28 protein-coding genes are annotated in these 26,319 nt (G+C 58.3%); 4 read left to right on the forward strand and 24 right to left on the reverse strand.

The genetic code is table 11. The features are described from left to right. Window positions 1-19: 19 nt before the first annotated feature. From atpA to BM155_RS06420, 11 genes are all read right to left on the reverse strand, one after another. Window positions 20-1,564 (reverse strand): F0F1 ATP synthase subunit alpha, encoded by a 1,545-nt coding sequence (atpA, locus tag BM155_RS06370; RefSeq protein ID WP_067157075.1) that lies wholly within the window; start codon window positions 1,562-1,564, stop codon window positions 20-22. 49 nt (window positions 1,565-1,613) lie between these two features. Beyond that, the gene (locus BM155_RS06375) at window positions 1,614-2,150 is read right to left on the reverse strand and encodes a F0F1 ATP synthase subunit delta (RefSeq protein WP_074901788.1); all 537 of its coding nucleotides are present in this window, start codon (window positions 2,148-2,150) and stop codon (window positions 1,614-1,616) included. A gap of 12 nt (window positions 2,151-2,162) precedes the next feature. Beyond that, a complete protein-coding gene (locus tag BM155_RS06380) occupies window positions 2,163-2,633 on the reverse strand; it encodes a F0F1 ATP synthase subunit B (RefSeq protein ID WP_067157081.1) in 471 nt (156 codons plus the stop codon). Between the two features lie 52 nt (window positions 2,634-2,685). Then, a complete protein-coding gene (gene atpE / locus BM155_RS06385) occupies window positions 2,686-2,931 on the reverse strand; it encodes a F0F1 ATP synthase subunit C (protein WP_067157084.1) in 246 nt (81 codons plus the stop codon). A gap of 77 nt (window positions 2,932-3,008) precedes the next feature. Further along, window positions 3,009-3,935, reverse strand: coding sequence for a F0F1 ATP synthase subunit A (gene atpB, locus BM155_RS06390; RefSeq protein WP_067157087.1), 927 nt, complete (start codon window positions 3,933-3,935; stop codon window positions 3,009-3,011). Between the two features lie 66 nt (window positions 3,936-4,001). After that, window positions 4,002-4,364, reverse strand: a complete 363-nt coding sequence (locus BM155_RS06395) for an ATP synthase subunit I (protein WP_067157090.1) — start codon at window positions 4,362-4,364, stop codon at window positions 4,002-4,004. A 225-nt stretch (window positions 4,365-4,589) separates the two neighbouring features. Next, window positions 4,590-5,489, reverse strand: coding sequence for a ParB/RepB/Spo0J family partition protein (locus BM155_RS06400; protein WP_067157093.1), 900 nt, complete (start codon window positions 5,487-5,489; stop codon window positions 4,590-4,592). Window positions 5,490-5,504: 15 nt separating this feature from the next. Then, on the reverse strand, window positions 5,505-6,317 hold the full coding sequence (locus tag BM155_RS06405; protein WP_067157096.1) for a ParA family protein: 813 nt from the start codon (window positions 6,315-6,317) through the stop codon (window positions 5,505-5,507). 144 nt (window positions 6,318-6,461) lie between these two features. Then, window positions 6,462-7,109 (reverse strand): 16S rRNA (guanine(527)-N(7))-methyltransferase RsmG, encoded by a 648-nt coding sequence (rsmG, locus tag BM155_RS06410; RefSeq protein WP_067157099.1) that lies wholly within the window; start codon window positions 7,107-7,109, stop codon window positions 6,462-6,464. A gap of 89 nt (window positions 7,110-7,198) precedes the next feature. Next, window positions 7,199-9,088 (reverse strand): tRNA uridine-5-carboxymethylaminomethyl(34) synthesis enzyme MnmG, encoded by a 1,890-nt coding sequence (mnmG, locus tag BM155_RS06415; protein WP_067157102.1) that lies wholly within the window; start codon window positions 9,086-9,088, stop codon window positions 7,199-7,201. 865 nt (window positions 9,089-9,953) lie between these two features. Beyond that, window positions 9,954-10,553, reverse strand: coding sequence for a TetR/AcrR family transcriptional regulator (locus BM155_RS06420; protein ID WP_197463013.1), 600 nt, complete (start codon window positions 10,551-10,553; stop codon window positions 9,954-9,956). Window positions 10,554-10,655: 102 nt separating this feature from the next. On the opposite strand from BM155_RS06420, the gene BM155_RS06425 reads away from it, so the two are divergent. Then, the gene (locus BM155_RS06425) at window positions 10,656-11,207 is read left to right on the forward strand and encodes a carboxymuconolactone decarboxylase family protein (RefSeq protein WP_074901791.1); all 552 of its coding nucleotides are present in this window, start codon (window positions 10,656-10,658) and stop codon (window positions 11,205-11,207) included. A 41-nt stretch (window positions 11,208-11,248) separates the two neighbouring features. Here the strand turns inward: BM155_RS06425 and BM155_RS06430 are convergent, their stop codons facing one another. From BM155_RS06430 to BM155_RS06440, 3 genes are read right to left on the reverse strand one after another with little or no spacing between them, the layout of a single operon-like run. Continuing rightward, on the reverse strand, window positions 11,249-11,944 hold the full coding sequence (locus BM155_RS06430) for an NAD(P)H-dependent oxidoreductase (protein ID WP_067157111.1): 696 nt from the start codon (window positions 11,942-11,944) through the stop codon (window positions 11,249-11,251). Between the two features lie 35 nt (window positions 11,945-11,979). Continuing rightward, window positions 11,980-12,270 (reverse strand): putative quinol monooxygenase, encoded by a 291-nt coding sequence (locus BM155_RS06435; RefSeq protein ID WP_067157114.1) that lies wholly within the window; start codon window positions 12,268-12,270, stop codon window positions 11,980-11,982. A 46-nt stretch (window positions 12,271-12,316) separates the two neighbouring features. Then, complete coding sequence (locus BM155_RS06440) at window positions 12,317-13,354, reverse strand: zinc-binding alcohol dehydrogenase family protein (protein WP_074901794.1); 1,038 nt, start codon at window positions 13,352-13,354, stop codon at window positions 12,317-12,319. 122 nt (window positions 13,355-13,476) lie between these two features. Here BM155_RS06440 and BM155_RS06445 point away from each other — a divergent pair, with 122 nt between their 5' ends. Beyond that, window positions 13,477-14,406, forward strand: coding sequence for a LysR family transcriptional regulator (locus BM155_RS06445; protein ID WP_067157122.1), 930 nt, complete (start codon window positions 13,477-13,479; stop codon window positions 14,404-14,406). 12 nt (window positions 14,407-14,418) lie between these two features. On the opposite strand, the gene BM155_RS06450 is transcribed toward BM155_RS06445, so the two are convergent. Together BM155_RS06450 and BM155_RS06455 are read right to left on the reverse strand one after the other, a co-directional pair. Next, the gene (locus BM155_RS06450) at window positions 14,419-14,937 is read right to left on the reverse strand and encodes a hypothetical protein (protein ID WP_074901797.1); all 519 of its coding nucleotides are present in this window, start codon (window positions 14,935-14,937) and stop codon (window positions 14,419-14,421) included. Window positions 14,938-14,940: 3 nt separating this feature from the next. Beyond that, a complete protein-coding gene (locus tag BM155_RS06455; protein WP_074901799.1) occupies window positions 14,941-16,638 on the reverse strand; it encodes a YHYH protein in 1,698 nt (565 codons plus the stop codon). Window positions 16,639-16,814: 176 nt separating this feature from the next. Here BM155_RS06455 and BM155_RS06460 point away from each other — a divergent pair, with 176 nt between their 5' ends. Next, entirely contained in the window at window positions 16,815-17,411 is a 597-nt protein-coding gene (locus BM155_RS06460) for a class I SAM-dependent methyltransferase (protein ID WP_067157131.1), read from the forward strand. Window positions 17,412-17,478: 67 nt separating this feature from the next. Here BM155_RS06460 and BM155_RS17535 read toward each other — a convergent pair whose 3' ends face one another. The 7 genes from BM155_RS17535 to BM155_RS06495 all read right to left on the reverse strand — a co-directional run bounded on the left by BM155_RS17535 (window position 17,479) and on the right by BM155_RS06495 (window position 23,793). After that, window positions 17,479-17,667, reverse strand: coding sequence for a TolC family protein (locus BM155_RS17535; RefSeq protein ID WP_367888679.1), 189 nt, complete (start codon window positions 17,665-17,667; stop codon window positions 17,479-17,481). 96 nt (window positions 17,668-17,763) lie between these two features. Continuing rightward, a complete protein-coding gene (locus BM155_RS06470; protein WP_217641438.1) occupies window positions 17,764-19,551 on the reverse strand; it encodes an FAD-dependent oxidoreductase in 1,788 nt (595 codons plus the stop codon). A 5-nt stretch (window positions 19,552-19,556) separates the two neighbouring features. After that, window positions 19,557-19,772, reverse strand: coding sequence for a 4Fe-4S dicluster domain-containing protein (locus BM155_RS06475; RefSeq protein WP_074901803.1), 216 nt, complete (start codon window positions 19,770-19,772; stop codon window positions 19,557-19,559). A gap of 22 nt (window positions 19,773-19,794) precedes the next feature. Further along, a complete protein-coding gene (locus tag BM155_RS06480) occupies window positions 19,795-21,177 on the reverse strand; it encodes a ferredoxin reductase family protein (protein ID WP_074901806.1) in 1,383 nt (460 codons plus the stop codon). Between the two features lie 88 nt (window positions 21,178-21,265). Then, the gene (locus tag BM155_RS06485) at window positions 21,266-21,517 is read right to left on the reverse strand and encodes a hypothetical protein (protein ID WP_067157136.1); all 252 of its coding nucleotides are present in this window, start codon (window positions 21,515-21,517) and stop codon (window positions 21,266-21,268) included. A gap of 119 nt (window positions 21,518-21,636) precedes the next feature. Next, a complete protein-coding gene (locus BM155_RS06490) occupies window positions 21,637-22,329 on the reverse strand; it encodes a response regulator (protein ID WP_074901808.1) in 693 nt (230 codons plus the stop codon). Between the two features lie 12 nt (window positions 22,330-22,341). Further along, window positions 22,342-23,793, reverse strand: a complete 1,452-nt coding sequence (locus BM155_RS06495; RefSeq protein WP_074901811.1) for an ATP-binding protein — start codon at window positions 23,791-23,793, stop codon at window positions 22,342-22,344. 299 nt (window positions 23,794-24,092) lie between these two features. On the opposite strand from BM155_RS06495, the gene dsbG reads away from it, so the two are divergent. Then, window positions 24,093-24,878, forward strand: coding sequence for a thiol:disulfide interchange protein DsbG (dsbG, locus tag BM155_RS06500; RefSeq protein WP_217641441.1), 786 nt, complete (start codon window positions 24,093-24,095; stop codon window positions 24,876-24,878). A gap of 37 nt (window positions 24,879-24,915) precedes the next feature. Here dsbG and mnmE read toward each other — a convergent pair whose 3' ends face one another. Continuing rightward, entirely contained in the window at window positions 24,916-26,292 is a 1,377-nt protein-coding gene (gene mnmE, locus BM155_RS06505; protein WP_067157148.1) for a tRNA uridine-5-carboxymethylaminomethyl(34) synthesis GTPase MnmE, read from the reverse strand. Window positions 26,293-26,319: the final 27 nt, after the last annotated feature.

Consider the following 26,319-nt stretch of genomic DNA (forward strand, 5'->3'; position numbering starts at 1 on the left):
GATTCCAGGGCCGGCCGCTTTACCAGCTGCCGGTGGCGACGAACTTCTCGATGGCAGCCTTGAAGGCAGCGTCGATCTCGTCGTTGTAATCGCCGGTGCTGTTCACTTTTTCCATCAGCTCTGCATGTTCGCTGTTCATGTAAGCGAGCAGGGCGGATTCAAAGTCGAGTACCTTGGAGACGTCCACGTCTTTCAGGTAACCCTTGTCAGCGGCGTACACGGAAACAGCCATCTCGGCAATCGACAGCGGGGTGTACTGCTTCTGTTTCATCAGCTCGGTGACGCGTTCACCGTGGTCCAGCTGCGCCTTGGTAGCTTCGTCCAGGTCGGAGGCAAACTGGGAGAAAGCCGCCAGTTCGCGGTACTGGGCCAGAGCGGTACGGATACCGCCGGAGAGCTTCTTGATCACCTTGGTCTGGGCCGCACCACCGACGCGGGATACGGAGATACCCGGGTTGATCGCAGGGCGGATACCGGAGTTGAACAGATCCGTTTCCAGGAAGATCTGACCGTCGGTAATGGAGATCACGTTGGTCGGTACGAATGCGGATACGTCACCGGCCTGGGTCTCGATAATCGGCAGCGCGGTCAGAGAGCCGGTCTTACCTTTTACCTCACCATTGGTGAACTTCTCCACATAGTCGGCGTTGACGCGCGCTGCGCGCTCCAGCAGACGGGAGTGCAGGTAGAAAACGTCACCCGGGTAGGCTTCGCGGCCCGGCGGGCGTCTCAGCAGCAGGGAGATCTGGCGGTAGGCCCAAGCCTGCTTGGTGAGGTCGTCGTAGATAATCAGGGCGTCTTCACCGCGGTCGCGGAAGTATTCACCCATAGTACAGCCCACATAGGGCGCCAGGAACTGCATGGAAGCCGGGTCGGCGGCGCCAGCGGCAACCACAATGGTGTGCTCCATGGCACCGTGCTCTTCCAGCTTGCGCACTACGTTGGCAATAGACGACTGCTTCTGGCCGATTGCAACGTAGATACACTTAATGCCAGTACCTTTCTGGTTGATGATGGTGTCGACGGCCACAGCAGTCTTACCTACTTGGCGGTCACCGATAATCAACTCGCGCTGGCCGCGGCCGATCGGCACCATGGTATCGATGGCTTTCAGACCGGTTTGAACCGGTTGATCCACGGACTGACGGGCAATAACGCCCGGCGCCACTTTTTCCACCGCATCGGTCAGTTTGGTGTTCAGCGGGCCCTTGCCGTCGATGGGGTTGCCCAGGGCATCCACGACGCGGCCGAGCAGTTCCGGACCGACAGGGCATTCCAGAATACGGCCGGTACAACGGCATTTCTGACCTTCGGCCAGGGATTTGTAGTCGCCCAGGATCACCGCGCCCACGGAGTCACGCTCCAGGTTCAGCGCCATACCGTAGACACCGCCCTGGAATTCAATCATTTCTCCGTACATCACATCGGCCAAGCCGTGGATGCGGATAATGCCGTCGGAAACGGATACGATGGTGCCCTCGTTCTGGGGCTGGGTGCTCACATCGAGACTTTCGATGCGGCTCTTGATAATTTCACTGATCTCGGAGGGATTCAGTTGCTGCATGCTCTGTTCCTCGATTTCCCCGCGAGCCTCGGCGCGCGGGGAAGGTAATTTAGGAGTTCATCGCCTCGGCGAGTTTGGCCAGCCGTCCGCGCACCGTGCCGTCGATCACGGTATCGCCAGCGCGAATAATCGCGCCGCCCAGCAGACTCTCGTCCACTGAGCTGTGCAGGTGCACTTCCCGCGCAAACTTCTCACTGAGTGCCTGGGTCAGCTTTTGTGCCTGAGACTCACTCAGGGGACGCGCGGAAATAACTTCCACGTCCAGAGTTGCCTCGGCCTGCGCCTTCAGCTCTTCAAACAGCGCTGAAATTTCCGGCAGCAGCGACAGGCGGTGGTTTTCCGCCAGCAGGCGGATAAAGTTCCCACCGGCCTCGCTGAGTTCGTCTGAACAGATCGACAGGAATTTGTCTGCGCGCTCTTCGCTGGTGAGCTGCGGGTTCTCCAGCAGCTCACGCACCTTTTCGCTCTGGCTGACCGCGGCTGCGGTAGCCAGCGCAGTGCTCCAACCGTTGAGGTCGGAAGCTGCCTGCGCGTAGCTGAATGCCGCTTTGGCGTAGGGCCGGGCCAGTGTGCTGAGTTCCGCCATGGGGTTCCTCGCTTACAGCTCGGCTGCCAGTTTTTCGATCAGGTCGTCATGGGCCTGAGCGTCGATATTGACCGAGAGGATCTTCTCCGCACCGGCCACAGCCAGGGTCGCCACACGGCTGCGCAGCTGCTCTTTGGCACGGTTAACTTCCTGTTCGATTTCAGCCTTGGCCGCTGCTTTCAGGCGATCGCCTTCAGCTTCGGCGGCATTCTTGGCTTCCTCGATGATCTGATTGGCGCGCTTGTTGGCGCCATCGATAATCTCCGCGGCCTGTTCTTTGGCTTCCTTCAGCTGCTCCGCAGCCTTGCGGCGCGCCAGCTCCAGATCCTTACTCGCGCGCTCGGCCTCTTCCAGGCCGGAGGCGATTTTCTGCTCGCGCTCTTGCATCACACCGAGCAGCGGCGGCCACACGAAGCGCCAGCAGAACCATACGAAGGCCAGGAATGTGATCGACTGGCCGATAAGAGTCAGGTTGATATTCACACCGACACCTCTTGCTCTTTAAAAAGGGTTAAGGGCAATTGGAACGGTGTAATTACGCCAGACCAGGAGCTACAGCAAAAATCAGATACATGGCGATACCAACACCGATCATCGGAACGGCGTCGAGCAGACCGGCCATCAGGAACATTTTGCCCTGCAGAGCGGGAGCCTGCTCCGGCTGACGCGCGGAGCCTTCCAGCAGCTTGCCACCCAGGGTGCCGAAACCGATGGCGGTGCCCAGAGCGCCCAGACCGATCAGCAGTGCGCTTGCGATGTAAACCAGACCTAATGCTTCCATTGTTTTCTCCAGTAAAGGTTTAAGAGTTGTCGTAAAGGTTGATTAAAGGGTTAACTGTCAAACTGTTTCACGCGCGATCACTGATCGTGCTCGTGCTCTTCGTCGCGGTGGTGCGCCATGGCCATGTACACAGTGGTCAACACCATGAATACGAACGCCTGCAGCGTGATCACCAGCACGTGGAAGATGGCCCAGCCCATATGCATCAGGCCAGCGCCGATAAAGCCCAGTACACCCACGCCGAACACGATGGCGATCAGGATGAAAATCATCTCCCCCGCGTAGAGGTTGCCGAACAGCCGCAGACCGAGAGAGATCGGCTTGGCGATCAGCGACACCGCCTCCAGCAGGAAGTTGAAGGGGATCAGCAGCAGGTCGAAGTACCACTTGCCGGTGTGGAAGGGGTGCAGGGTCAGCTCCTTGATAAAGCCGATAGCCCCTTTTTCCCGCAGGCTGAAGAAGATCATCAGGGCGAATACCGCCAATGCCATGCCCAGAGTGGCGTTGGGGTCAGTGGTGGGTACGACCTTGAAGAAGAGGTGATCGTTGCCGGAAATCTTGGCTGCAGCCATCGGCAGCCAATCCACGGGAACCAAGTCCATCAGGTTCATCAGAAAGACCCACACGAAGATGGTCAGCGCCATGGGGGCGACCATAGTGTTTCGGTGCGGGAAGGTTTCCTTAACCAGTTTGTCCACAAACTCGGTCACCAGCTCCACAAAACTCTGGAAGCCGCGCGGGACATCGGAAGAAGCTTTTTTCGCCGCCCGGGCGAACAGAAAACAAAACAGCAGCCCGAGGCCGATTGACCAACCCAAGGTGTCCAGGTGAACTGCCCAGAATCCCATATCCGCCGCCTCCTGGGAGGAGTGGGCCATGGTCCAGGTACTTTCACTGAGTACGGTGCCGTCCGCGCGGGTGTAACCCGCAGGCAGCTTGCCGAAAACCATATTCTGCAAGTGGTGCTGAATATACCCCGTCGCAGTTTGAGCTTCGCCAGCCATAGTTCCTCAACAATCGCAAAGTGTGAATTCTTGTTCACCGCACCGGTCTGCGGAGCCGTAAGGGCTTCAACGCACCAAGCGCGCCGCCAGCAACCACTGCAGGATCACGCAGAGGCCGTAGCTGATAAACACTGCCGCCGGGTTCAGAGGTTTAATACTCGCGAAAACCACGGCAAAGCCGGTCAGGGTCAGCACAAACTTGCCCACTTCGCCGCGGTAGAAGTTTTGCAGTACCCGGTCCGCTGCCCGCGCGCCGCTCTCGCGGAAGGCGCGCAGGCCAAAATAAGCATTGGGCAGCGCACATAGGGCGCCGCCGAGAAATACAGAGAGAGCGCTTACCGGTCTGCCGTAAAAGTGCAAAACCGCAGCTGCCAGCGATACAAGCACCAGCTGCACCGCGGCAATCACCAACACCGGGGGTTTTGTCATAGGCGGGATTAGCCGGCCCTGTTGTTCAGGTTATTTTTTGCGCTGTCGCCCAAATTTTGGGCGTGCGAATTATGGAGCAAGCTGCGGGACGGTTCAACCGGCAAATGTCGCCAACTTGTTTAAATTTCAGTGTTTTTTCTTGCAAGTAGCCGGCGTAGTAAGTGTTAGCAAATAGAAGGGTTACGCGCCAGAACAGCCCTCGGGCCTCCCGGCGCAGTTGCGCACTCAGTCCTCACTGTACCCCAGGTGGGCGAGAATACCGTCAAGCTCATCCAAGCTGTTGTACTTTAGTACCAGCTTTCCAACCCCTTTCTCGTTATGGTCGATGGCGACGGGCACACCGATCTTTTCCGCAAGGCGCTCGCTGAGGCGACGGATATTCGGATCCTCTTTCTGCTTGGCCGGCGCCGGTTTCTGCACCTGTTGTTGCAGGCGACGTACCAACGCCTCGGTCTGGCGCACAGTCAGGCCGCGTTCGACCACTTGGCGCGCGGCAGCGCGCTGGGTCTCACCCGCCAGCCCCAGCAGAGCCTTGGCGTGGCCCAATTCCAGATCACCGCGCTCGAGGAAAGTGCGCACCTCGCTGGTGAGGCTGAGCAGGCGCAGCAGGTTGGTCACCGCAGTGCGGGACTTGCCTACCGCATCGGCCACTTCCTGCTGGGTCAACTGGAACTCGTCCTGCAACCGCTTGAGCGCCACCGCTTCCTCAACGGGGTTCAGGTCTTCGCGCTGGATGTTCTCAATCAGGGCCATGGCGATAGCGGCTTCGTCGGACACCTCGCGCACCAGCGCCGGCACCCGGTCCAGCTGCGCCATTTGCGCCGCGCGCCAGCGGCGCTCGCCGGCAATGATTTCGTATTTGAGCTCTCCGACGGGACGCACCACGATGGGCTGCATTATGCCCTGGGCGCGGATGGAGTCCGCCAGCTCCTGTAGCGTTTCCTGGGGAAAATCGCGGCGCGGCTGGTAGCGGCCGCGCTGCAGGTATTCAATCGGTAGTTCTCGCAGTTCGCCATCAGCGGCCTTGGCATCCACCTCGCCGGTGGCAACCGCGATGGCCTCGCTGGCATTGTCACTGATCAGGTGGGACAGGCCCCGGCCGAGTCCCTTGCGTTTGGCGGCCATAACTCGATACCTCTGTTAAACCGCTTCCGCCACGGACGGGCGGCCTGGATTGGAATTATTTTGACTAGCCGCGTGGCGGCGGGTCATTTCGCCAGCCAGCGCCAGGTAGGCAATAGCGCCCTTGGAATGACGGTCGTAATCCAATGCCGGTTTACCGAAACTGGGGGCTTCCGCCAGGCGCACATTGCGCGGAATACAAGTGCGGTACAGGCGCTCCCCAAAGTATTCAGACAGCTGCTCGGACACGTCGCTGGTCAGGCTATTGCGGGGGTCGTACATGGTGCGCAGTATGCCCTCGATTTTCAGTTCGGGGTTGGCTGCGCGCTGTATTTGGGTGATGGTATCGATCAACGCAGAGAGCCCCTCCAACGCGTAGTATTCGCACTGCATAGGAATCAGTACGCCGTTGGCGGCACAGAGGGCGTTGACCGTCAGCATATTCAGGGATGGCGGGCAGTCCACCACGATATAGTCGTAATCTTCACGGACATCGCGCAGGGCGCGGCGCAGTCGGGACTCGCGCCCGTCTATTTCCAGCAGTTCCACCTCCGCGGCGGAAAGGTCACCGTTGGCCGGCATCAGGTCGTAGCCGCTTTCGGTGGTGACGATCGCCTTGCGCGCCGGCAGCTCGGTGGCGAGCACATCGTAGGCGGACAGTTGCAGTTCCCCCTTGTCGACGCCGCTGCCCATGGTGGCATTGCCTTGGGGGTCGAGATCGATCAACAGGACCCGGCGCCGGTTGGCGACCAGGGATGCGGCCAGGTTGACGCAGGTGGTGGTCTTGCCCACCCCCCCTTTCTGGTTGGCCACTGCAAATATCTTGCTCAAGGTTCTTGTCCTATATTCTCCCGAAAAGCGCTCTCCCCGAGCTCTTCAGGTGTCGCCGCGAAAAGCCGGCATCAAGGGCACTCATCCTCCTTGCAAAGGGAGTGCTCGGGTCTCGCAAATTCGATTCTTCCACGGGCGCAGGGTCTACGCCGGATTGCCGCGCGTTGCCTCGCGGCGGAGTACGATCAGGTGGCGATCCGCGTCGCAACCGGGTACCGACAGGGGGCGCACCTGCTCGACCTTAATGCCTTTTGGGAGTCCACTCAACTCATCTTCCGGCAACTTGCCTTTCATCGCGTAAAACCTACCCTCGCTTGACAGCAAGTGCTCACTTACAAGCACCATATCAGCGATGGATGCGAAGGCCCGGGAGACCACCGCGGCGAACTTTTCCTCCGGTGCGAAGGCTTCCACGCGCTTGTTTACCACCTGCACATTGGGCAGCGGCAGCGCACAGGCCACCTGAAACAGAAAGCGGGTTTTCTTGCCGTTGCTGTCGAGCAGGGTAACCGGCCGCTCCGGATGTGCGATCGCCAGCGGTATGCCCGGGAGGCCGCCGCCGCTTCCCACATCGATAAGCGGTCCCTCACCGCAGAGGTCGACCACACTTAGACTGTCGATAATGTGCCGCTCGAGCATTTGCTGCGGATCGCGGATTGCCGACAAGTTGTAAGCGGCATTCCAGCGCGCGAAAAGCGCCAAGTACTGCAGCAGCTGGTCCTGCTGGACAGCGCTCAACTCGACCGACAGTTGTGACGCCGCCTCAACCAATCGCGGGCGAAATGCTTCCATTTGCAGAGAAATTGTAGATTCTCCCCTATAAACCCCGAGAGGTATTGTTATCAGCTGCGGGAATGCCCCCATCGGCTCCCGCGAAACAGTTATACGGCTTTTTTGCGCGTCAGCAGGCCCCGCTTCTTGAGCTGGATCAGCAGCAGTGACACCGCTGCCGGTGTCACTCCGGGGATCCGGGAAGCGCGTGCCAGGGTGTCCGGGCGCGCTTCGCCCAGCTTCTGTTTGACCTCGCTGGAAAGGCCGGATACCTGGCTGTAGTCAAAGTCCACCGGAATGGGTGTGTCTTCATAGGCCCGCAACCGCTCGATCTCTTCCCGTTGGCGATCGATATAGCCGGCATACTTAGCGGATATTTCAACCTGCTCGGCAACCCGCTCATCTTCCACCGGCTCTCCCTTCAGCGACGCCACATCCGTGTAGCCCAGCTCCGGGCGGCGCAGGAGATCCATCAAGCTGTACTCCCGCGCAAGCGGCTGCGGCAGTTTGCCTTCGACGGCGGCGGCCTGGGGGGTCTGCGGGTGTACCCAGGTATCCCGCAGGCGCTGTTCCTCGCGCTCGATGGCCTCGCGTTTTTCACAGAAGGCCGCCCAGCGGTCGTCCCCGACCAGTCCCAACTGGCGTCCGGTCTCGGTCAGGCGCAGGTCTGCGTTGTCCTCGCGCAATAGCAAGCGGTACTCGGCACGGCTGGTGAACATACGGTAGGGCTCTTTGGTGCCACTGGTGATCAGGTCATCCACCAGTACGCCGAGATAGGCCTGGTCGCGGCGCGGCGACCAGACCTCGCGCTCCTGTGCCAGTAGCGCCGCATTGGCGCCAGCCAGCAGCCCCTGCGCTGCGGCCTCCTCGTAACCGGTAGTGCCATTGATTTGGCCAGCAAAGAAGAGACCTTGAATAAATTTGGTTTCCAGCGACGGCAGCAGGTCTCGGGGGTCGAAGAAGTCATATTCGATGGCGTAGCCGGGGCGGGTGATATGTGCCCGTTCAAAGCCCGCAATCGAGTGCACCAGATCCAGCTGCACATCAAAGGGCAGGCTGGTGGAGATACCATTTGGGTAGAGCTCGTTTGTACTCAGCCCCTCCGGCTCGATAAACACCTGGTGGCTGTCTTTGTCGGCGAAGCGCTGCACCTTGTCCTCGATGGACGGGCAGTAGCGGGGGCCTACACCTTCGATAACACCGGAGTACATGGGGGACCGGTCGAGGCCGCCGCGAATGATTTCGTGGGTGCGCAGATTGGTATGGGTGATCCAGCAGCACACCTGGCGCGGGTGTTGGTCGCGGCTGCCAAGATAAGACATCACCGGGGTCGGACTATCCCCCCACTGTTCCTCCAGACCGGAGAAGTCCACCGAGCGGGCGTCTATACGTGGGGGAGTGCCGGTTTTCAGCCGCTCCACACGGAAGGGCAGCTCCCGCAGGCGCTCCGCCAAAGCGATGGAAGGGGGATCTCCGGCGCGACCGCCGGCGTGGTTTTCGAGGCCAATATGAATGCGGCCGCCGAGAAAGGTGCCCGTGGTGATGACGACCGTCTTGGCACGAAAGCGCACTCCCGCGTTGGTTACCACACCAACCACCCGCTCACCTTCGACAATCAAATCGTCGGCGGCCTGCTGGAAAATTTCCAGATTTTCCTGGTTCTCCAGAATCCCACGGATGGCTGCGCGGTACAGAGCGCGGTCCGCCTGGGCGCGGGTGGCCCGTACCGCGGGGCCTTTGCGGGCATTCAGCACGCGAAACTGGATGCCGGCACGATCAGTGGCTTCCGCCATGGCGCCACCGAGGGCGTCTACTTCCTTTACCAGATGACTCTTGCCAATACCGCCGATGGCGGGGTTACAGGACATCTGCCCAAGGGTCTCAATATTGTGCGTCAGCAGCAGGGTGGCCGCTCCCATGCGCGCCGCCGCCAGCGAGGCCTCAGTGCCGGCGTGGCCGCCACCGATCACAATCACGTCATAGGTCCGGGGGAAATCCATAGCTGTTGCCACAGGCGGTGAAAAAGGGGCGCACATTTTATAGCCAGTGGGTGAACGACAGCAAATGCTGTAGCCAAAAAATTTGTGCCCTGAAATGCGTGACCAGCGGTTGAAAAACTGCCCAGGGATTCTTTTTTAAATAATCAATCTATACACATTGTGAATGAATAGGTTTTTGTATTGGTTGTATTTATTAGTGCCTCCAGTTTGCGGTATAAGTCTTAAAAATTCATATAAATCAATAGGTTAGAGTCAATGCTAAGTTGGAGATAACCCCTGTGCAGGCCGCGGGACAAGCCCTGTAGGTGCCTGTGTACTGGCGGGATAACTTCTCCCCACTTGATCCCCGGTCCAATTTATCCCCATTTCCCCACGCCATTTTTGGCCAAGTTACCCTCGAATTTGTCCACAGACTGGTTTTCCACACCGCCTTTTGTTGATAAGTCCGTGTTGAAGAGAAGGGGAAGTTGTGTGCAAACGAGAAGGTGTGAATAAGCCTGTGGGTAGTTGTGCGTAACTTTTGTGAGCTGGCGGTGGAATTAACGGTATACAAAAGTTTGCGTCTGTAACACATGCCCCTACAGTGCGCGCTGAGCGATGCTGTGGTGTCTCTCTGGTGTATACCTCAGCAGGAGGCTGCGGGGGTTTTGACAGTTTTTGTTTGAATTCACGAGCGGTGAACGTTGTGACTGCCGCGGGTGAGCTTTAGTCTTTTGGTGGAGGCTGGGGGAGAAATAGCGGTCCCATGGCCGCTGCAATCATGGGTTGATCTTCACCGTGAGGGCATTCCGAGTAGGTATAAGCGCGTACACCGCTATGCGCGTTTGGACCGCTACTTGCGTGTTGTGTGCGAGGCGTTCTACGACTACGGGGACAAATGCTCTTGTCCGGTCAGACTGTGGAATACCCCGTCAATTAACTCCATGACTTGTTCTTTGCTGCCTTGCATGTGGGCATAGGTGCGCAAGCCCATGATCTGCATTTGCAGATAGCGCGCCAGGTACTCCGGGCTTCTTGCGGCATCCACTTCCCCCATCTTTTGGGCTCGGGCCAGAACATCTGCAAACGCTGATTCTAAGTCCTGCAGCAGCCGCTTTGCTTCGGCCAATAGGTCCGCGTTGTCATCGGTCAACTCGGCGATTGTCTTGACCAGCATACACATGGTGCTGGGAGCGGATGTTTGCCCCCCTGCGATTGAGTCCTCGATAAATTTCTTCAGTCCCGTCAGCGGTGAGGTGGACGACTCGACATAAGCGTTTAAGCGGTCTTTGCTGGTAGATGTGTAGTGCTGAATGGCTTTACTGAACAGCGCTTCCTTACTGCCAAACGTGGCGTAAATGCTTCCAGGGCGCATATCGATGGCCTGCTGGATGTTGCGCATGGAGGTCGCGTGAAAACCTTTGGCCCAAAACAGGCGTGTAGCTTTGTTAATGGCCTCTTGGTGGTCGTACTTAGCGTTGGGCACCCTTAACTCCATCTTGAACGGGTGTTCAATTTTATCTTGAACGATCGTTCAAGGGTAGTTAAAGTCCGCCATACCTTTATCAGACACAGTGGAGTATTAACCGTGAAATTCACTCTGCACACCATTGAGAGTGCCCCCGAGGCCAGCAAGCCGCTGCTTGAAAAATCCCAGCAAGCCTTTGGTAACCTTCCCGGGTTGCATCAGGTGATGGCGGAAGCCCCGGCGGTGCTGGCCGCTTACCAGCAATTGCACGAGCTCTTCCTGCAGACATCTTTTAACGCTGAGGAATTGACGGTGGTCTGGCAAACCATAAATGTGGAGCACAAATGCCATTACTGTGTGCCGGCGCATACAGCGATCGCCCACATGATGAAGGTGGACCCTGCACTAACTGAAGCGCTGCGTAATGGCGATCCAATGCCCAACGCCAAGTTACAGGCGCTGCACGACACCACGCTGGAAATGGTGCGTAATCGGGGGCATATCAGTGAGGAGCAGCTCGCGGCCTTTGAGGCGGCAGGTTACGGTCCGCAGCAGCTACTGGAGATTACGCTGGGGTTATCGCAAAAGGTGATGAGTAACTACATTAACCACTTTGCCGAGACGCCGGTGGATAAAGCTTTTCAGCAGTATGCCTGGACGCCCAACCAATAGCGGGCAGTGCATCGGAGCCGTTCTCGGCTCCGATGTTTTACTCAGAACCAGGAAACCACCTGGTCCATAGGGCGGCGGGTTTTGGCGAAGGGCGGTTCTCCAGCCCGGTAACCGAAGGCCACCATAACTGCCGGCTGGTAGCGCTCTGGGTCGATGCCGAAATGCTCTTGCAGCACCTCGACGGTTTTGGCCATTTCAAAGCCTTCAATGGGGCAGGAATCAATGCCCAGCAGGGCTGCTGCGGTCATCATATTGCCCAGTGCGATATAAACCTGACGCGCTGACCAATCAGCAACTTGGCGTTTACCCTCAACGCCGAAATCGTGGGTCTGAAATTTCTCGTAGGCCTGGTTGATGAAGCCAATTACCTCCTCGGGGAGTTTTTTTACCTCGCGCATGTGTTTTTGCAGGTAGTCTGAGTGGTGGTGCATGGTGGCATCGGTGTGCGCCAGGAAAATCACGAAGTGGCTGGCGGTGCCCAATTGGCCGGCTGTGCCGTTAGTGGCGCCGTTAGCCCCCCAGGCGAAGTCTCGGAACAGCTCGCGCTTTTCCGGTGACTGCACCACCAGAATCTGCCAGGGTTCGAACCCGAAAGAGCTCGGTGACAGGCGGGCGGCCTCCAGAATGGTATTGAATTCGTCAGCGCTGATTTTGCGCTGTGGGTCGAACACCTTGCAGGCGTGGCGGAAGTTGAAGGCGTTGATGATCTGCTGTTGAACGTCGGCGGTGTTACTCATGGTTTTACTCCAGGTTTTGCTACTGCTTTCAGGGCTTACCCAATCCGGGTCATTTCGTGGAGGGTGAAGGATTCAATGGCGCCCTCCACGGCTTTTTGAAAATCTCTGATATGTGGGCTTTTCTCGTGTGCTTGCAGTGATTCCATTGATTCCCACCGTTCAAAAAACAGAAAGTGTGCCGGATCTCGGTTGTCTTGATGCAGGTCGTATTGCAGGCAGCCTGACTCACCGCGAGTGGGAATAATCAGCTTTTCCAGTTCCGATTTAACCAATGGAATCCGGTCTGCCATGGCTCTGATATGGGCGACAATGCTTAATTGGTGCATGGGTTTAGTTTCCTGCTTATAGGTATTGGGACGCGCTGCTGATCGTTCAAAAGCCTTCCAGTACGATCTTGCCGACGGCGCGGCCCGACTCCAGTTCCGCGTGCGCGGCTTTGAGGTTGTCTGCGTTGATGGCGCCCAGGTGTTTGCCGGCTGTGGTGCGCAAGTGCCCCTGGTCCACCAGTTCAGCCACATGTTCCAGCAGTTCATGCTGGGCCTTGAGGTCCTTTGCCCGGTGCATGGAGCGGGCGAACATAAACTCGATGTGCACCGACAGGCTTTTGGGTTTAATTTTCATCACTTCCAATGAGGCCGGGTCGTCGATCAGGGCGATTCGCCCAAAGGGCACCAGTAGATCCACATAGGTTTCGAAATACCGGTCGGTGGCATTGAGACTGGCCACGTGCGTCACGGGCCCGGTCTTGCCTCCGGCGATCAGGGCATCGATCTGAGGTTTAAGGGGCTGACTGTGGTCTACCACCAGGTCCGCGCCCAACTCCGTGACCCACTTGCGGGACTCTTCCCTGGATGCGGTGGCAATCACCGTGGCACCGGTGAGTGTTTTCGCCAGCTGCACAAGAATGGAGCCAACGCCACCGGCGGCACCGACCACCAGCAGGACCTCGTCCGTCGGCTGCCGGTCACCCGGTGTCTGACGCTGAAGCTGCAGGTGTTCGAACAGCAGCTCCCAGGCGGTGATACTGGTCAGGGGCAGGGCCGCCGCTTCAGCGTCGGACAGACTGCTCGGTTTGTGGCCGACAATGCGCTCGTCCACCAGCTGGTATTCGGCGTTGCTGCCGGGGCGGGTCAGGTCACCGGCATAGTAGACCTGGTCCCCAGGCTGAAAGAGGCTGACTTTTTCTCCGGTGGCGATCACTTCGCCGACGGCGTCCCAACCGATTACCTTGTACTGCCCCTCTTCTGCGGGCACATTCTGGCGGACCTTGTAATCCACCGGGTTGACGGCGATGGCCCGGACCTTGACCAGCAGATCGTGACCACTGGCCACCGGTTGGGGCAGTTCAATGTCTAGCAGGGATTCCCTGTCGGTGATGGGCAGGGCCCGCTTATAGCCAACAGCTTTCATGGTAAACCTCCGGTTTTCGCTGTCTTCAGTGGGGTGCGAATTCATGGAGGCTAGTCTGCGCTTTTATTGATCTGCTAATAACCGTCTAATATCGAAAACATTATCTATTTATTTTTGAAAATATGCTTATCGAAGATCTGCAGATCGTTCTGAAGGTGGCGGAGTTTCGCAGCATTACCGCCGCGGCCACCAGCCTGGACATGCGTACTGCCACTGCCAGTGCGGCGGTAAAGCGCGTTGAGCAGGCCCTGGGGGCGGAGCTTTTTGTCCGCACCACACGCCAGCTGCGTCTTTCCTCTGCCGGAGAGAAATACTTGCCCCAGTGCGAACAAGCGCTGCAGATGCTGGATCAGGCCCGGCAGAATATCCGCGGTGACCTGGATCTGGTGGAGGGGCAGCTGCGTCTGGCGGTGTCCTCCGATCTGGGCCGCAACCGGGTAATGCCCTGGTTGGATTCCTTCACGGATCAATATCCGGCCCTCACATTGCGTATCCATATCAGTGACAGCACAGTGGACTTTTACAGGGACGCCGTCGATATGGCGCTGCGTTACGGTTCCCCCAACGACGCCAGCCTCTACGGCTTCAAGATCTGTGATGTGCCCGGCGTGCTTTGCGCCAGCCCCGGGTATCTGGAATCCCGCGGCGTTCCCAGTCATCCCCACGACCTGGCCTCCCACAACGGGCTCTTTTACCAGCTGCACGATATTCCCCACGACGTCTGGACCTTTACCCGGGGCGAGGCCCAGTTCAAGGTGAAGATGCAGGGAAACCGGACGGCCAACGACGGCGATTTGGTGCGCCGCTGGTGCGTGGCGGGCAAGGGGGTGGCGGTCAAGTCCTGCCTCGACATGGCGGACGACCTGCTGGCCGGCCGGGTGGTCAATGTGCTGCCGGAATACCGCCCGCGCAGCACCGAACTCTGGCTCATCTGCCCCAGTCGCCAGTCCATCACCCCGGCCATGCGTCTGCTCCGGGATGATCTCCAGGCTCGCTGCCGCGATATTCTGCACCAGTTGCGCACGCGGCATCTGCTGCCAGCGGAATCCTGATATCCGGTTGTGCTATAGGGATAACTCGGCGGTCTCCCCGGCAGATAACACTCGGTACTCAGGCTGAACCACACTCAGGTGGACACTGCCCAGACTATCTGGGAAGCGCACTAGCAGGTTTTCAACCTGTTGGAAGCTGTGGCGGGCAAACAGGACAATCTCCATATCTTCGGAGCCAGCCGGCCGGGTGAGGCTGACCCGGTCAAAAGAGAGTTTCCTGCCGTTGATCTGTACCAGAGTCTGTACCGTGACAAGCTGCCGCAGAAACCTCTGCTGCTGCTCACTGTCCAGGTTTGGTGGCATCAGGCTATCGGTATCTCCCAGCAACCAGGCCTCCGGGTCGGCGAGTGCCGCCTGCCAGTGTTGCGCATTGGTCAGTATGTGGATTTCAACCTGACCGCTGCGCAGTATGACACTGGCGCTGGTGGTGTCTGTGATATGGGCCTGGGCACCGCCCAGCGACAAAAACAGTATCAGTAGCCCGGTGGCCGGGAGTGTCAGTCGCCGGAGAAAATTTGCCTTGAGCACCATGGGTTATTGTCCCGGTGACGTGATCGTTACCCGGCATAGCAGGGTATTATCTTTTTTCAGGTCGCCGCCCCAGATCAGTTTTGCCTGCGGGGCCCAGTTGATACGGTTGTACCCTTCTTTGGGGCCAACCTCTGAGGCTCTGTGCTCAACGGCAAAGGGCCACTGGCTGTCATCAAAAGCGGTCGTCATCCAGCCCTCGGGTTCAGGTTCAATCTGATTAGTGCAGGGCGCCACACCGGCCTTAGGATTCTGCTCTGCAGCACAGGCTTCATTTAGGGGCGCGCGGTGGATAACCTTGCACTTCCAGCTATTGTCCGAGTGGGCAATGACTTTGTTTGTATCGAGATCGGTAATCTGCAGGATAAAACCACCGTCCCCCATTTGCTGCCGCGGGGTGCCGATATACTCCAGCCCAGTATCGTTTTCCCGGAAATCCTTGATGATCAGATTTAGGTGTAGCGGGTACTGGGCAATGAAATCCACTACTTCGGCGTTAAAAGAACGCTCGGTGGTAATGGGTACGGAATCCTCTACCAGCAGGCGGTCACCGAGATAGGCGGAAAACCAGTTGTCTGCCCAGGCTTCCAATCTGAATCTGTGACCGCCCGGCGTTATTTCCACAGTTTCAGCCTGATGTACCTGAACCGCATCGTTGCGTGGCCGCGGTGGCCGTGGACGCCTTCCTGAGTCATCGCGACAGAAGGTACCACGCTCAACAATACCGCCATGTGTGATGGTTTTCTGTTCGAACTCATAGCAGTTGCGCCGATCATCTCTGGGCCGGTAGGTGACGTAGTACTCTTCTCCCTGATAGCTATAGGACATGGTCCGGCTGCCATCTTCGGCAATGGTGTGGCGTAGGTTCTCAACTCCTTCCCTGGGGGGCCGAAGGTCCGCCCGGATAGGGTTGTCACCAGCCAGCGGGGCAACCCGGGGAAGGCGTTTTTTATCCACTTCGCCCACCAGACACTGGATGATATAGGGGGGAGTCGCTGAGGTGTGGTAACGGTAGCCGTACACTGGGTCGGCCTGGCCGTTACAGACATCCAGGCTGCCCTCGGCGATAGGGCTGCCGTCCGGATTCCGGTCGCCGTAGATAGGGTAACCATCGTAGGCCCAACCGATGATCGGGCTATCTTCGCGGTTTGCCATCGTTGCGATCATGCAGGTCGGTGCGGCGTGGTAGTGATAGTCATCGCCGCGGCCGGCGTGACCGCCGCAGTTATCCAGCTGCCCCAGTCTGACCGTGTCGTGCTGCGGGTCATAATGGTGCACATCCAGCTCTCCTTGGGTTGAGTAGTCGTAGATGGGCACTCCGTTGACCGCAACGCCCACAGCGCCATCAATAGTGGTCAGTTGGTCAGAAGAAGCCGGGTTTAGTTTGATGGGAGCTCTATAGTGTGGGGCGGGGACGGGTATCTGTTCATTGGTGCCGGTTATGCCGTTCATCATGTCATGAGCGGGATAAGTTGCCGAAGCAACGTAGGCATAATCAGAATCGCAGGTGACATCGACCTTGTCGGCAAAGCCGGCTTTGCGGACTGAAGACTTTATGGCTTCACAACGCTCCCGGGCTGAGAGCGCGCCCACTGCCGGTGAAGCCTGCTCTGCGGTTTGTTTATCCGCTGTGCGGCTGGGATCACAAGCTGCCAATCCCAGCGCTGACAATAGCAGTAAACAATTAATATGGGTGCTGCGCATTATTGGTTCCCTGTTTTGTTCCGGGCTGTAACTAGGCCCATTTCAGCCTATCCCCAGCGTGGTTAAGATAGGGTTAATTCGTTGCGCTGGGGCAGACTGGCGCCGGAAGAGGCTGCAAATCGTAGGATCTGAGCGCCAATTTGTTGATTAAAAGGCTGCTATCAGGAGTTTGCACCATGTGGGATCAAAGGTACGCAGAAGAAGGCTTTGCCTATGGCACAGAGCCGAACGCATTTCTGCAGTCTGAGTATGGCCGTATACCGAGCGGTGGTCGGGTGCTCTGCCTGGCGGAAGGGGAGGGCCGGAATGCGGTTTTTCTGGCTCGGCAAGGTTATTTGGTAACTGCGGTTGACCAGTCTTCTGTGGGGCTGCGGAAGGCCCAGAGTCTCGCTGCGGATCAGGGGGTGGAAATCGAAACGGTGGTGGCGGATCTGGCCGACTATGACCTGGGGCGGGAAGCCTGGGATGGCATAGTGTCCATTTCCGCACATATGCCCCCCTCTCTGAGGAAGCAGCTCCACGCCCAAGTTGTCTTGGCACTGAAGCCGGCTGGGATTTTTATTTTGGAAGCTTACACTCCGCGCCATCTCGAGATGGCGGGAATTGGCGGGCCGTCCGACAGGTCATTGATGATGTCCCTTGATGAGTTACGCGGGGAGCTTTCTGGGCTGGATTTCTTGATCGGCCAGGAAGTGGAAAGGTATATCTCTGAAGGCCGGTATCATCAGGGCGAAAGCGCTGTAGTCGAGATTGTTGCCCGGAAGCGTCCCTGATTCCAACAGAGTCCGGACACACTCTGCCCGGACTCTGCCGGGACTCCCTGACTATGAGTCTGTCATTTCAGCCTTGTCTGCCAGACCTCCTCCCAGTACCCGGTACAGAGTGATTCGGTTTTCCAGGTCCGCTTGCTGTAAGGGATAATGTCGGGAAGAAAGCGGCTCTTGCCGCGCCAATATCAGCATTGGCGGATTTCAGATTGTGTTCGGCAGCCAGTACATCAGGACGCTTAAGCAGTACCTCTGACGACAATCCCGCAGGAACATCGGTTACCAGATTTTCGCTTTCGGTTAAGGTTTCAGGCAGAGTTTTTCGTCCGGCTGTTGAGTGTTTAGAGCGGTTGGCCGGTTATACCGGCCAGGTACCAAATGGTTGTTTCTCCAGCTGCATTTGGCCTTTTTCGTCCTGCCAGATATTAATCCAGGCACGCCAGTTGACGTCATCCACTTCCGGATAATCGAGCCGATAGTGGCTGCAGCGGCTCTCTTTTCGCATAAGGGATGCCCGCATCTTCATTTCTGCGGTGATAATCATGTTTTCAGTTTCGTGGGCGAGGCGCAGCTTATGGCGGTCGTCTGCCAGTAGCATGGGTACATGGTGCTCCCGCAATTCCTCCACATAGGCCAGCGCCGCCTGCATCAGTCGCTCCTTTTTGATGTAGAGCACGAAGTTGGGGATCATGACGCTCTGCAGAACTTGGGTGACCCAGGCCGGGCTGTAGCCGCGCTCCCGCTGCAAAGGCGCCAAAATTTCTTCCTCCACGGCAGCGAGTTTTGATGCTGGCAGTTCCACAGCCTTGGCCTTTTGACTGGCCTTAGCTGCAGCCTCTCCCGCAATGGCGCCCTGCACGGCAGAACCCGCTAGGGATGAGCCAATCTGGGTGTAGATTCCTCCGGACATATAGGAGCCTAGCGCGTCTCCGGCTGCGTAGAGGCCGGGAACAGTGCTCAGGCCGGTTTCGTCGACCGGCACCAGCCCTTCCGATTTGTGGATCGCCATGCCCGCGGATGAACCACCCACTTTAGGCCCTTGCATCCCGGGCGGACCGCTCGGTTTCTTATCCCCGAAGAGTCCAGCCAGAAATCCACTCTGTTGCGGAGGCATTGGTGGTGGGCCGCCAGCACGGCGGAAAGCTTCGGGTACATAGGGGCCGCCGCTGACTTGTTCCATGGACGGAGGGCCATCTGATCGCTCACCGGGCCCCTTTCCCGCGGGGCCGCCGGGTGGGCCCATGCCTTGGGACGAGGGCCCTAAGACATAGGCTGTGTAATTCATGTCCACCCCGAGATCGTGGTGGATATCTACTGAAGTGATATTGGGCTTTTCTTCCACTTGGCCGTGCCAGTTGTCATAGCAGGAACCGGAGTTGACCGCGGATGCCGGGTGGCCGTCGTTCCATTCCTTGCCGGTGACTTTGGCGCCGATCTTGTAGGCCATGACGGTGCCGTCGTGGGTGAGATCACACAGGGGAAAACCACTGGATTTAAAGCCGCCGGAACCTGTACAGAGCACCACGGTTTTAGCGCGAAAGTGGAGAATTCGATTGTCATCCAGGCTGAATCCGGAGGCGCCTACTACGCGGCCTTGCTCCTTCAGCAGATGGGTGATCATGATCCGCTCATGCAGCGGAATGCCGCGCGCTTCAATCGGGCGCATAAAGCTGTTGTTGTATAGCGCGGAATCGAAAAAGCCCCAGGACTTCAGCTCTTCCACCCGCGCTTTGGAGTACTCTGCCAACTGCCGGGTGAACACCGGGTTGCTACTGCCCAGGGATGATTCGGAGACTTTAGCCACGAATTCATCGATGCTCATATTGGCGGTGGCCGGATCGTAGCTGAAGATCCCTTTGGCAAAGGGCGTCAGTCCGGAGCTGCCCAACCGCCCTTTGGAGACGATTAAAACACGGGCACCGGCATCGTGTGCTTTGACCGCGGCAAAGAGCCCGGCCATGCCGCCGCCAATCACCAAAACATCCGTTTCGAGCAAATTCGACGAAAACGCCTGGGGATCAATCTTCGGCTGGTTTTTCACTGGTGCCGCATTCAGGTTGAGCGAGCTCAGCGCGGATGCGCCTAGCAGAGTGCCGGCGGCGGCGCCCATAAAACGGCGCCGGGAAAGATCTGTCTTCTTGCTCACGGCCGCTACCTCCAGGAAACCATTACCGGGATGCTCTTTTCCGGGGTGATACTGATGGCGCCCACGGGGCAGTACAGGCGGCATAGATGACAGATCTGGCAATCTTCCACGTAGGCGATATAGGCCTTATTTCTCTCTCTATCCATTTGGATTACATCGGTAGGGCAGCTTTTGACGCAGGCCTCGCAACCGATGCAACCGGATATTTCATGAATCGGCATGGTGGTTTCCGTAATTCAATAATCAAAATGACAGCTGTTCATAGTGAAGTTGGCTGGCGGGTATTCCCAGGGATTTGGTATGTCGGCGCACAGCCTGCACCATGCCCGCTGGGCCACAGGCATAGACTGCCCATTGCTGCTGATCTTTGCCCAACCCCTGTTCCAAAATAGTTTGGTCGATAACGCCGGTGTAGACGTCCTCGGTGCCGGTTTCCGCTTCGCTGCACACGAGTAACTGACGGAAATCCTGCATCGTTTTTTCCAGATTGCGGATCTCGTCTTGCAGCACCATTTGGTCCATGGATTGATTTCCGTATATCAAGCGCACCGGGCGGCTTTCCCGCCTGGCGGCCAGGCCCCGCAGAAGGCTGAGCATAGGGCCGATACCGGCACCACCTGCCACCAGAAGGATTCCCCGGGCTCTGTCACTGTCTTGCAGACTCATACTGCCGTAGGGGCCATCTAGATAAACCGCTTGTCCAGGTGTCAGGTGGTCCAGATGGCCGGTGTAATCCCCCAGCTCGCGAATAATGAATGACAGCTGCGGCAAGTCCCCGCGACTGGAGGCTATGGAAAACGGGTGCTCGTTCATATCGAACGGGGAGCCGGAGGTGTTGATCCAGACAAACTGGCCGGGTGCAAAGTCGAAGTACACTTCGGGGGGCTTTTCTAGCGTCAGCTGCCAGTCGCTGCGGCTAACCCGCTGTACGGATTTCAGGGTAAAGGGAACGCGCTTTAAGCGCAGTGGTTTGATCAGATGGTTGTAAGTCATCAGAGCGGCAACCGCGGCAAGGAGTCCCCACCAAAGCTGATTGAACTGCGGCTGGAACTGGCCGTGGCGGCCCACACTGGTGACATGCAGGGTGGCCAGTACCGCCACACCGGCAAAAGCCAACAAATGCAGTAAGCGCCAGGTTTCATAGCGCATCGGCAGTGACCGTTTAAACACTGCCAGTAATACAAACACCAGCATTAATCCCCAGGCGATCAGGCCGGTGAGCATGGCGGGGGATGTCAGCACGCTGACCAAGCTGGTCATGCCATCATCCCAGGACATCAAAAAACGGGGCGCGAGAATCAAGAAGGGATGCAGGAAGAACAGGTAGCCCAGGAATTTTCCCACCTGTTTATGCCGGGTCATGCTCCAGTCGATATTGCCGAACAGGCTGCCTTTGCGAATCCGCCCGACGAGGGGAAACTGTACGATAAAGGCCGCCATACCCAGCACCCAGGCGGCACTGAGAATTTCGGAGTACCAGTCCTTGAAGTCCATGCTCAGTGCTTGGGTCGCCAAATAGGGGATTGCCAGCAGAAGCCAGTAGCGGGCTTTTAAGTTGAATCCCTTGGTCTTTCGTACTCCGGACTCCGCCAGCCAGCGATTCCAGATCAGATTCTGAGTTGCCATGGCATCTCCAAACACAACAGCGAGGAAAAAACGCGGAAAGCGCGGTGCGACTTTCCGCCAAGGAGGACGAATCGAGGAAGCCCGTCGCTCAGCGCCGGGGTGCGTCGAGAGGGACGGCGACCAGCTGGCCGTCTTCTTGTTGGCAGGTGGCTTCTAGGTCTTCACCTTCGCGTCCGGGAAAAGTCACCTGGTCGCCTTCGGCTTTGCCTTCACAGGCTTCGAATGCTTCTGGTGGCGGCCCGGAAGGACGCTTTCCTTCAGGAGGGGCGGCGTGACCGCAGGCGGACAAGAGCCCGAGCAGTATCAGGCCGGTGAGTGTGGATTGCGGCTTGCGCGTCATTTGTGTCACCTCGCTTTTATGGGGCGTTTTGCTGCAATGGCATCAGCTTATTGCGAAGTGGCGTACAGATTGTGGAGGAAATATGGAATTTGTAGCTGCTGGGAGCCGGCGAGGTGTGTTCACTCCAGCTCAAAGCGGTAACCGGCGCCGTAGATAGAATGAATGATCTGTTTTTCCGGCAGATAGAGGGACAGTTTCCTGCGCAGGTTTTTGATGTGGCTGTCGATAGTGCGTTCACTGACGAGGCGGTAGTCGTCGTACATGATGTTCAACAGCGCATCGCGGCTGAAAACCACGCCGGGGTGCTCTATTAAATGCCTGAGGAGGCGGAATTCTACCCGGGTCAGATCCAGGGCCTGGCCGTTGACACGGATGCTCATGCGCGCCGGATCGATAGCAAAGAGGGCTTCTTCAGAATTGGGGGACGACGGGGGCGCATGTTCCATCCGCCTGAGGATTACTTTTACCCGGGCTACCATTTCCCGCAGGCTGTATGGCTTGCAGACATAGTCGTCGGCGCCTGTTTCCAGTCCCCGCAGGCGATCGGCTTCCTCCACTCTGGCTGTGGACATGATGATGGGCACCTGGGACTGGCGGCGGATTTCCCGGCAAAGGTCCATGCCGTCTCCACCGGGCAACATCAGATCCAGTATCACCAAATCCGCCCGGTGTTCCGCCAGCCAGGGCATGACCGCGTCGGCACGAGACAAGCAGTGGGCCCGGTAGCCCGCCGCCTGCAGATACTCGAACAGCAGTTGCGACAGCTTTTGTTCGTCTTCCACCACCAGTATGGTTTTGCGGCTGTCCGACATGGGGTCACATTCCTACCTCAAGGATCTCTCGCGGGGCAGCGAGATTTGTATTGCCAGGCCGCCAAGGGGGCTCTTTGCGGCCCGGATTTGTCCGCCGTGGGCGAGCACAATCTCCCTGCAGATGGCGAGCCCGAGCCCGGAACCGCCCAGAGCGCGGCTGCGGGAGCGGTCAACCCGGTACAGGCGGTCAAAGATTTTCTCCAGCTCTGTTTCGGACACTCCGGGCGGGCTGTCTTGTACTTCCAGAACAATACGCTCTCCGTCGCCATCGATCAGAATGCGGATTTCCCCTTTGGGGTCCGTGTACCTAAGGCTGTTTTCCAGCAGATTGCCCACCAATTGAGACAGGCGCCGGGCATCGGCCAGTACTAGCAGTGGCTCACTATGATCGGCGTCCAGAGTGAGGGAAAGCTTCTGCTGCTGCAAGCGCGGTTCAAAGTGGGCGATTTGCGTCTGTACCAGCGCGGTCAGATTCACTGGCTCCTGTACCAGTTGCAGGGTGGCTTGATCGGCCAGGGAGAGCAGGTGAAGGTCATCCACCAGTTTTCCCAAGGCTTCGATTTCGCTGTGTAGGGCGGCCATGCGCTCGGGGGTGGGCTTGCGGATACCGTCTAGCAGGGCCTCTATTTCGCCGCCGATCACTGCGATCGGAGTGCGCAGTTCGTGGGAGATATCCACAATCCACTGGCGTCTGATCTGCTCGTTGCGGGCCAGAGTTTGGGCCAGTTGATTGAAGTTGGCCGCGAGTTCGCTCAGCTCGTTACGGCCCCTGACGGTTACCCGGGTCGCGTAGTTACCTGCCGCCAGCTGCCGCGCCGCGGTCATTACCCGCTGAATGGGACGCAGGAACCAGCGCGCCCATGCGGCGGCCACCAACAGGGACAGAAGCAGGCCTGCCAGCAGTATCCACACTAGGTTGGTGCGCTGTTGTTCGATAAAGCTGCGGGCCAGTTCGTCGGTGATGATTTCAATCGGCTGTAGGCCGATCCAGGCCACGGTTTTGCCGCCACTGCGCACTGCGTACCAGTGGTCTTCGCGCACGGGAATTCTGGGGCCGGCAATGGGGTCCCGTCGGGTATCCACCAGGACTATGCGGTGGGCCAGGGGGATGGAGGCGGCCATCAGGTCCGGGCCAGACGACGGTGCGGGAATGTCCGCTACCTCTTGTTGCTGCCGGCGGGGCGGCTGCTCCCGCATCTGTGGAGGTACTACGATGCCCGCGGATTCCAGCATTTTCGCCCACTGGCGGTAATCGTCGCGCAGAAACTGCCAGCTTCCCCGGCGCTTGTAGGCGTCCGCCAGCAGGCTGGCGACCCGTTCAATCTGCAGGATTTCATTTTGGCGGGCGTAGGACACGAACCCTCTCTGGAAGGACCAGTTCACCAGCAGCAGGATCAGGGTGACAATGACGCCCAGAGTTAGCAGCAGGCTTAGGAGCCACTTATAGAAAACGCTGAATTTCAACTTGTACCGCCTGTCGTTTTCATCGCTGTGGCTGTGGTCTTACCGCTAAAGAGCCGTTTCCTACCACTGCTGTTTCTCCATCTTTGCCGTCGGGTATTTGAGGCGTCTTTTACAATAGCGGCCGATTAAGTTGGGTTTCCCGAATTGGCTCCTCGCAGTGGTAGGCAGTTTGAACGGCCTGAGGGAACCAGTGTTGGTCAATGTTGCCTCAATTACCACTGCACAGACTAGGGGCAGGGACTATCCGGTGACCTTATGGAGCGGGTTGCTATCAATAGCGTGTTATTGGGAGAAGAATGATGATGTTACGACCCCGGCTGATGGTTTTCATATTGTTCTCGGCGGCCTTTATGACCTGTGTATCGGCCCGCTCGGTTGCCGGGGCCCCTTACCCCCCAGTGGTTCAGCAGTTGGTGGATCAGGGCGTCCGCATTGCCGGGAGTTTCAAAGCACCCGATGGTTTGACCGGCTATGTGGGGGAGATGCAAGGGCAGCCGGTGGCTTTTTATCTGACACCGGGCGGAGAGCACGTGATTGTGGGCCCGATGTTGTCTGCCTCCGGTGAAAATCTGACCGAGGCAAAAGTTCAGGAACTGGTTGTGGGCCCAAAGAATGCCAAAGCCTGGCGCGCGCTTGAGAAAGCGGAGTGGGTGCGTGAAGGAAGCGCCGGTGCGCCGGTTATTGTGTATACCTTCACCGATCCAAACTGCCCGTTTTGCCACCGTTTCCACCGTGCTGCGCGGCCGTGGATCGAAGCTGGCCGGGTGCAGCTTCGCCATATCCTGGTCGGTATTATCAAGCAAGATAGCCTGCCCAAGGCCGCCACGATTTTGGGGGCTGAGGACCCCGGCGCGGCGCTCCGGGAGAATCAGGAGAAATACGGCAGTGGAGGAATTGCGGTGGTGCCGAAGCGTGTGGAGGCTTACTCCGACACCATACGGGAAAACAATGCGCTAATGTCCAGCCTTGATTTGCACGCCACACCCAGCACCTACTACAAAGGCCCCAATGGTCAGATCTTTATGAAGCAGGGCGCTCCCGATGAGGATGAGCTGGTTAAAATGATGGGGGGCCCGAGGCCCTGACGGGGGGCAACCTCGCCGGGGCGATGGGGGAAAGTGGTTATTTTCCGATACAAAAGCTGCCGAAGATCCGCCCCAACAGCTCGTCGGCGGTGACTGCGCCGGTAATTTCCCCCAGTGCCTGCTGCGCCTGGCGCAGATCTTCTGCGAGCAGCTCGCCGGCACCGCTAGCCTGTAACTGGCTGGCGCCCGCTTCGATAAACCCTCTCGCCCTGGACAGGGCCTCCAGGTGGCGGCGGCGGGCGCTGAAGTTGCCCTCAGCGGCCCCACTGTAGCCCATGCATTGTTTTAGGTGTTCCTTCAGTGCCCCGAGGCCGGCGCCCGTTTTGGCACTGAGGGCGATGACCGGCACGCCGTCGGTATGGGCTTGTAGGCCGGCGGTGTAATCGGTGAGGTCGATCTTGTTCAATACCAGGGTCAATCTTTCCGTAGCTTGCAGTTGGGCGGTGAACTCAGGCCAGACCGCCTCCGGGTCCATTGAGTGGGCCTGTTGCGCATCTACAACCAGCAGTACCCGGTCCGCCTGGCGTATTTCCTCCCAGGCTCGCTCTATTCCGATCTGCTCGACTTTGTCCGGTGCCTGCCGCAGCCCGGCGGTGTCGGCGAACTGAAGCGGCATACCGTCGATATGTATAGTTTCACGCAGAATGTCCCGGGTGGTACCGGCGATATCTGTCACGATGGCGGCGTCGTGCCCGGCGAGGGCATTCAACAGACTGGACTTACCGGCGTTGGGGCGCCCGGCGATGGCGACCCGCATCCCTTCGCGCAGCAAGCTGCCCTGGCGCGCCTGGGCCTCCACGGCCGACAGTTGTTGCAGGAGTGCCCGCAAGTCGGCTGCTACCTTGCCGTCCGCAAGGAAATCGATTTCTTCTTCAGGAAAATCAATCGATGCTTCGACATAGATACGTAACTGCGTCAGATTTTCGACTAAGCTTTCTATTTTTTCGGAGAATACTCCTTGCAGGGAGTTGATTGCATTGCGGGCTGCTTGGGCGCTACCAGCTTCAATCAGGTCCGCGATTGCCTCAGCCTGGGTCAAATCGATCTTGTCGTTCAGGAAGGCGCGCTGGGAAAACTCTCCCGGGCGCGCCTGGCGGGCGCCCAATTCAAGGGCCGCTTTGAGCAGCTGGTCCAGAATCACCGGGCCACCGTGTCCCTGCAGCTCCACCACATCTTCGCCAGTGAAGGAGTTGGGGCCGGGGAAGAAAAGAGCGATACCTTGGTCGACCAAATGGTCACCGTGAAAAAAATTGCTGTAGTGGGCGTAGCGCGGCTGCAGCGCCTTGCCACCGCAAATAGCGCGGGCGATTGGCAGGGCTTTCTCGCCTGAGAGGCGAATTACGCCGATGCCGCCGCGCCCCGGGGCGGTGGCAACGGCGGCGATGGTGTCTTTATCCGGGTTTTGCTGGGTCATCGGTTGAGTCTACTCCAACCAAAAGGG

Source organism: Microbulbifer thermotolerans (assembly GCF_900112305.1).
Lineage (GTDB): Bacteria > Pseudomonadota > Gammaproteobacteria > Pseudomonadales > Cellvibrionaceae > Microbulbifer > Microbulbifer thermotolerans.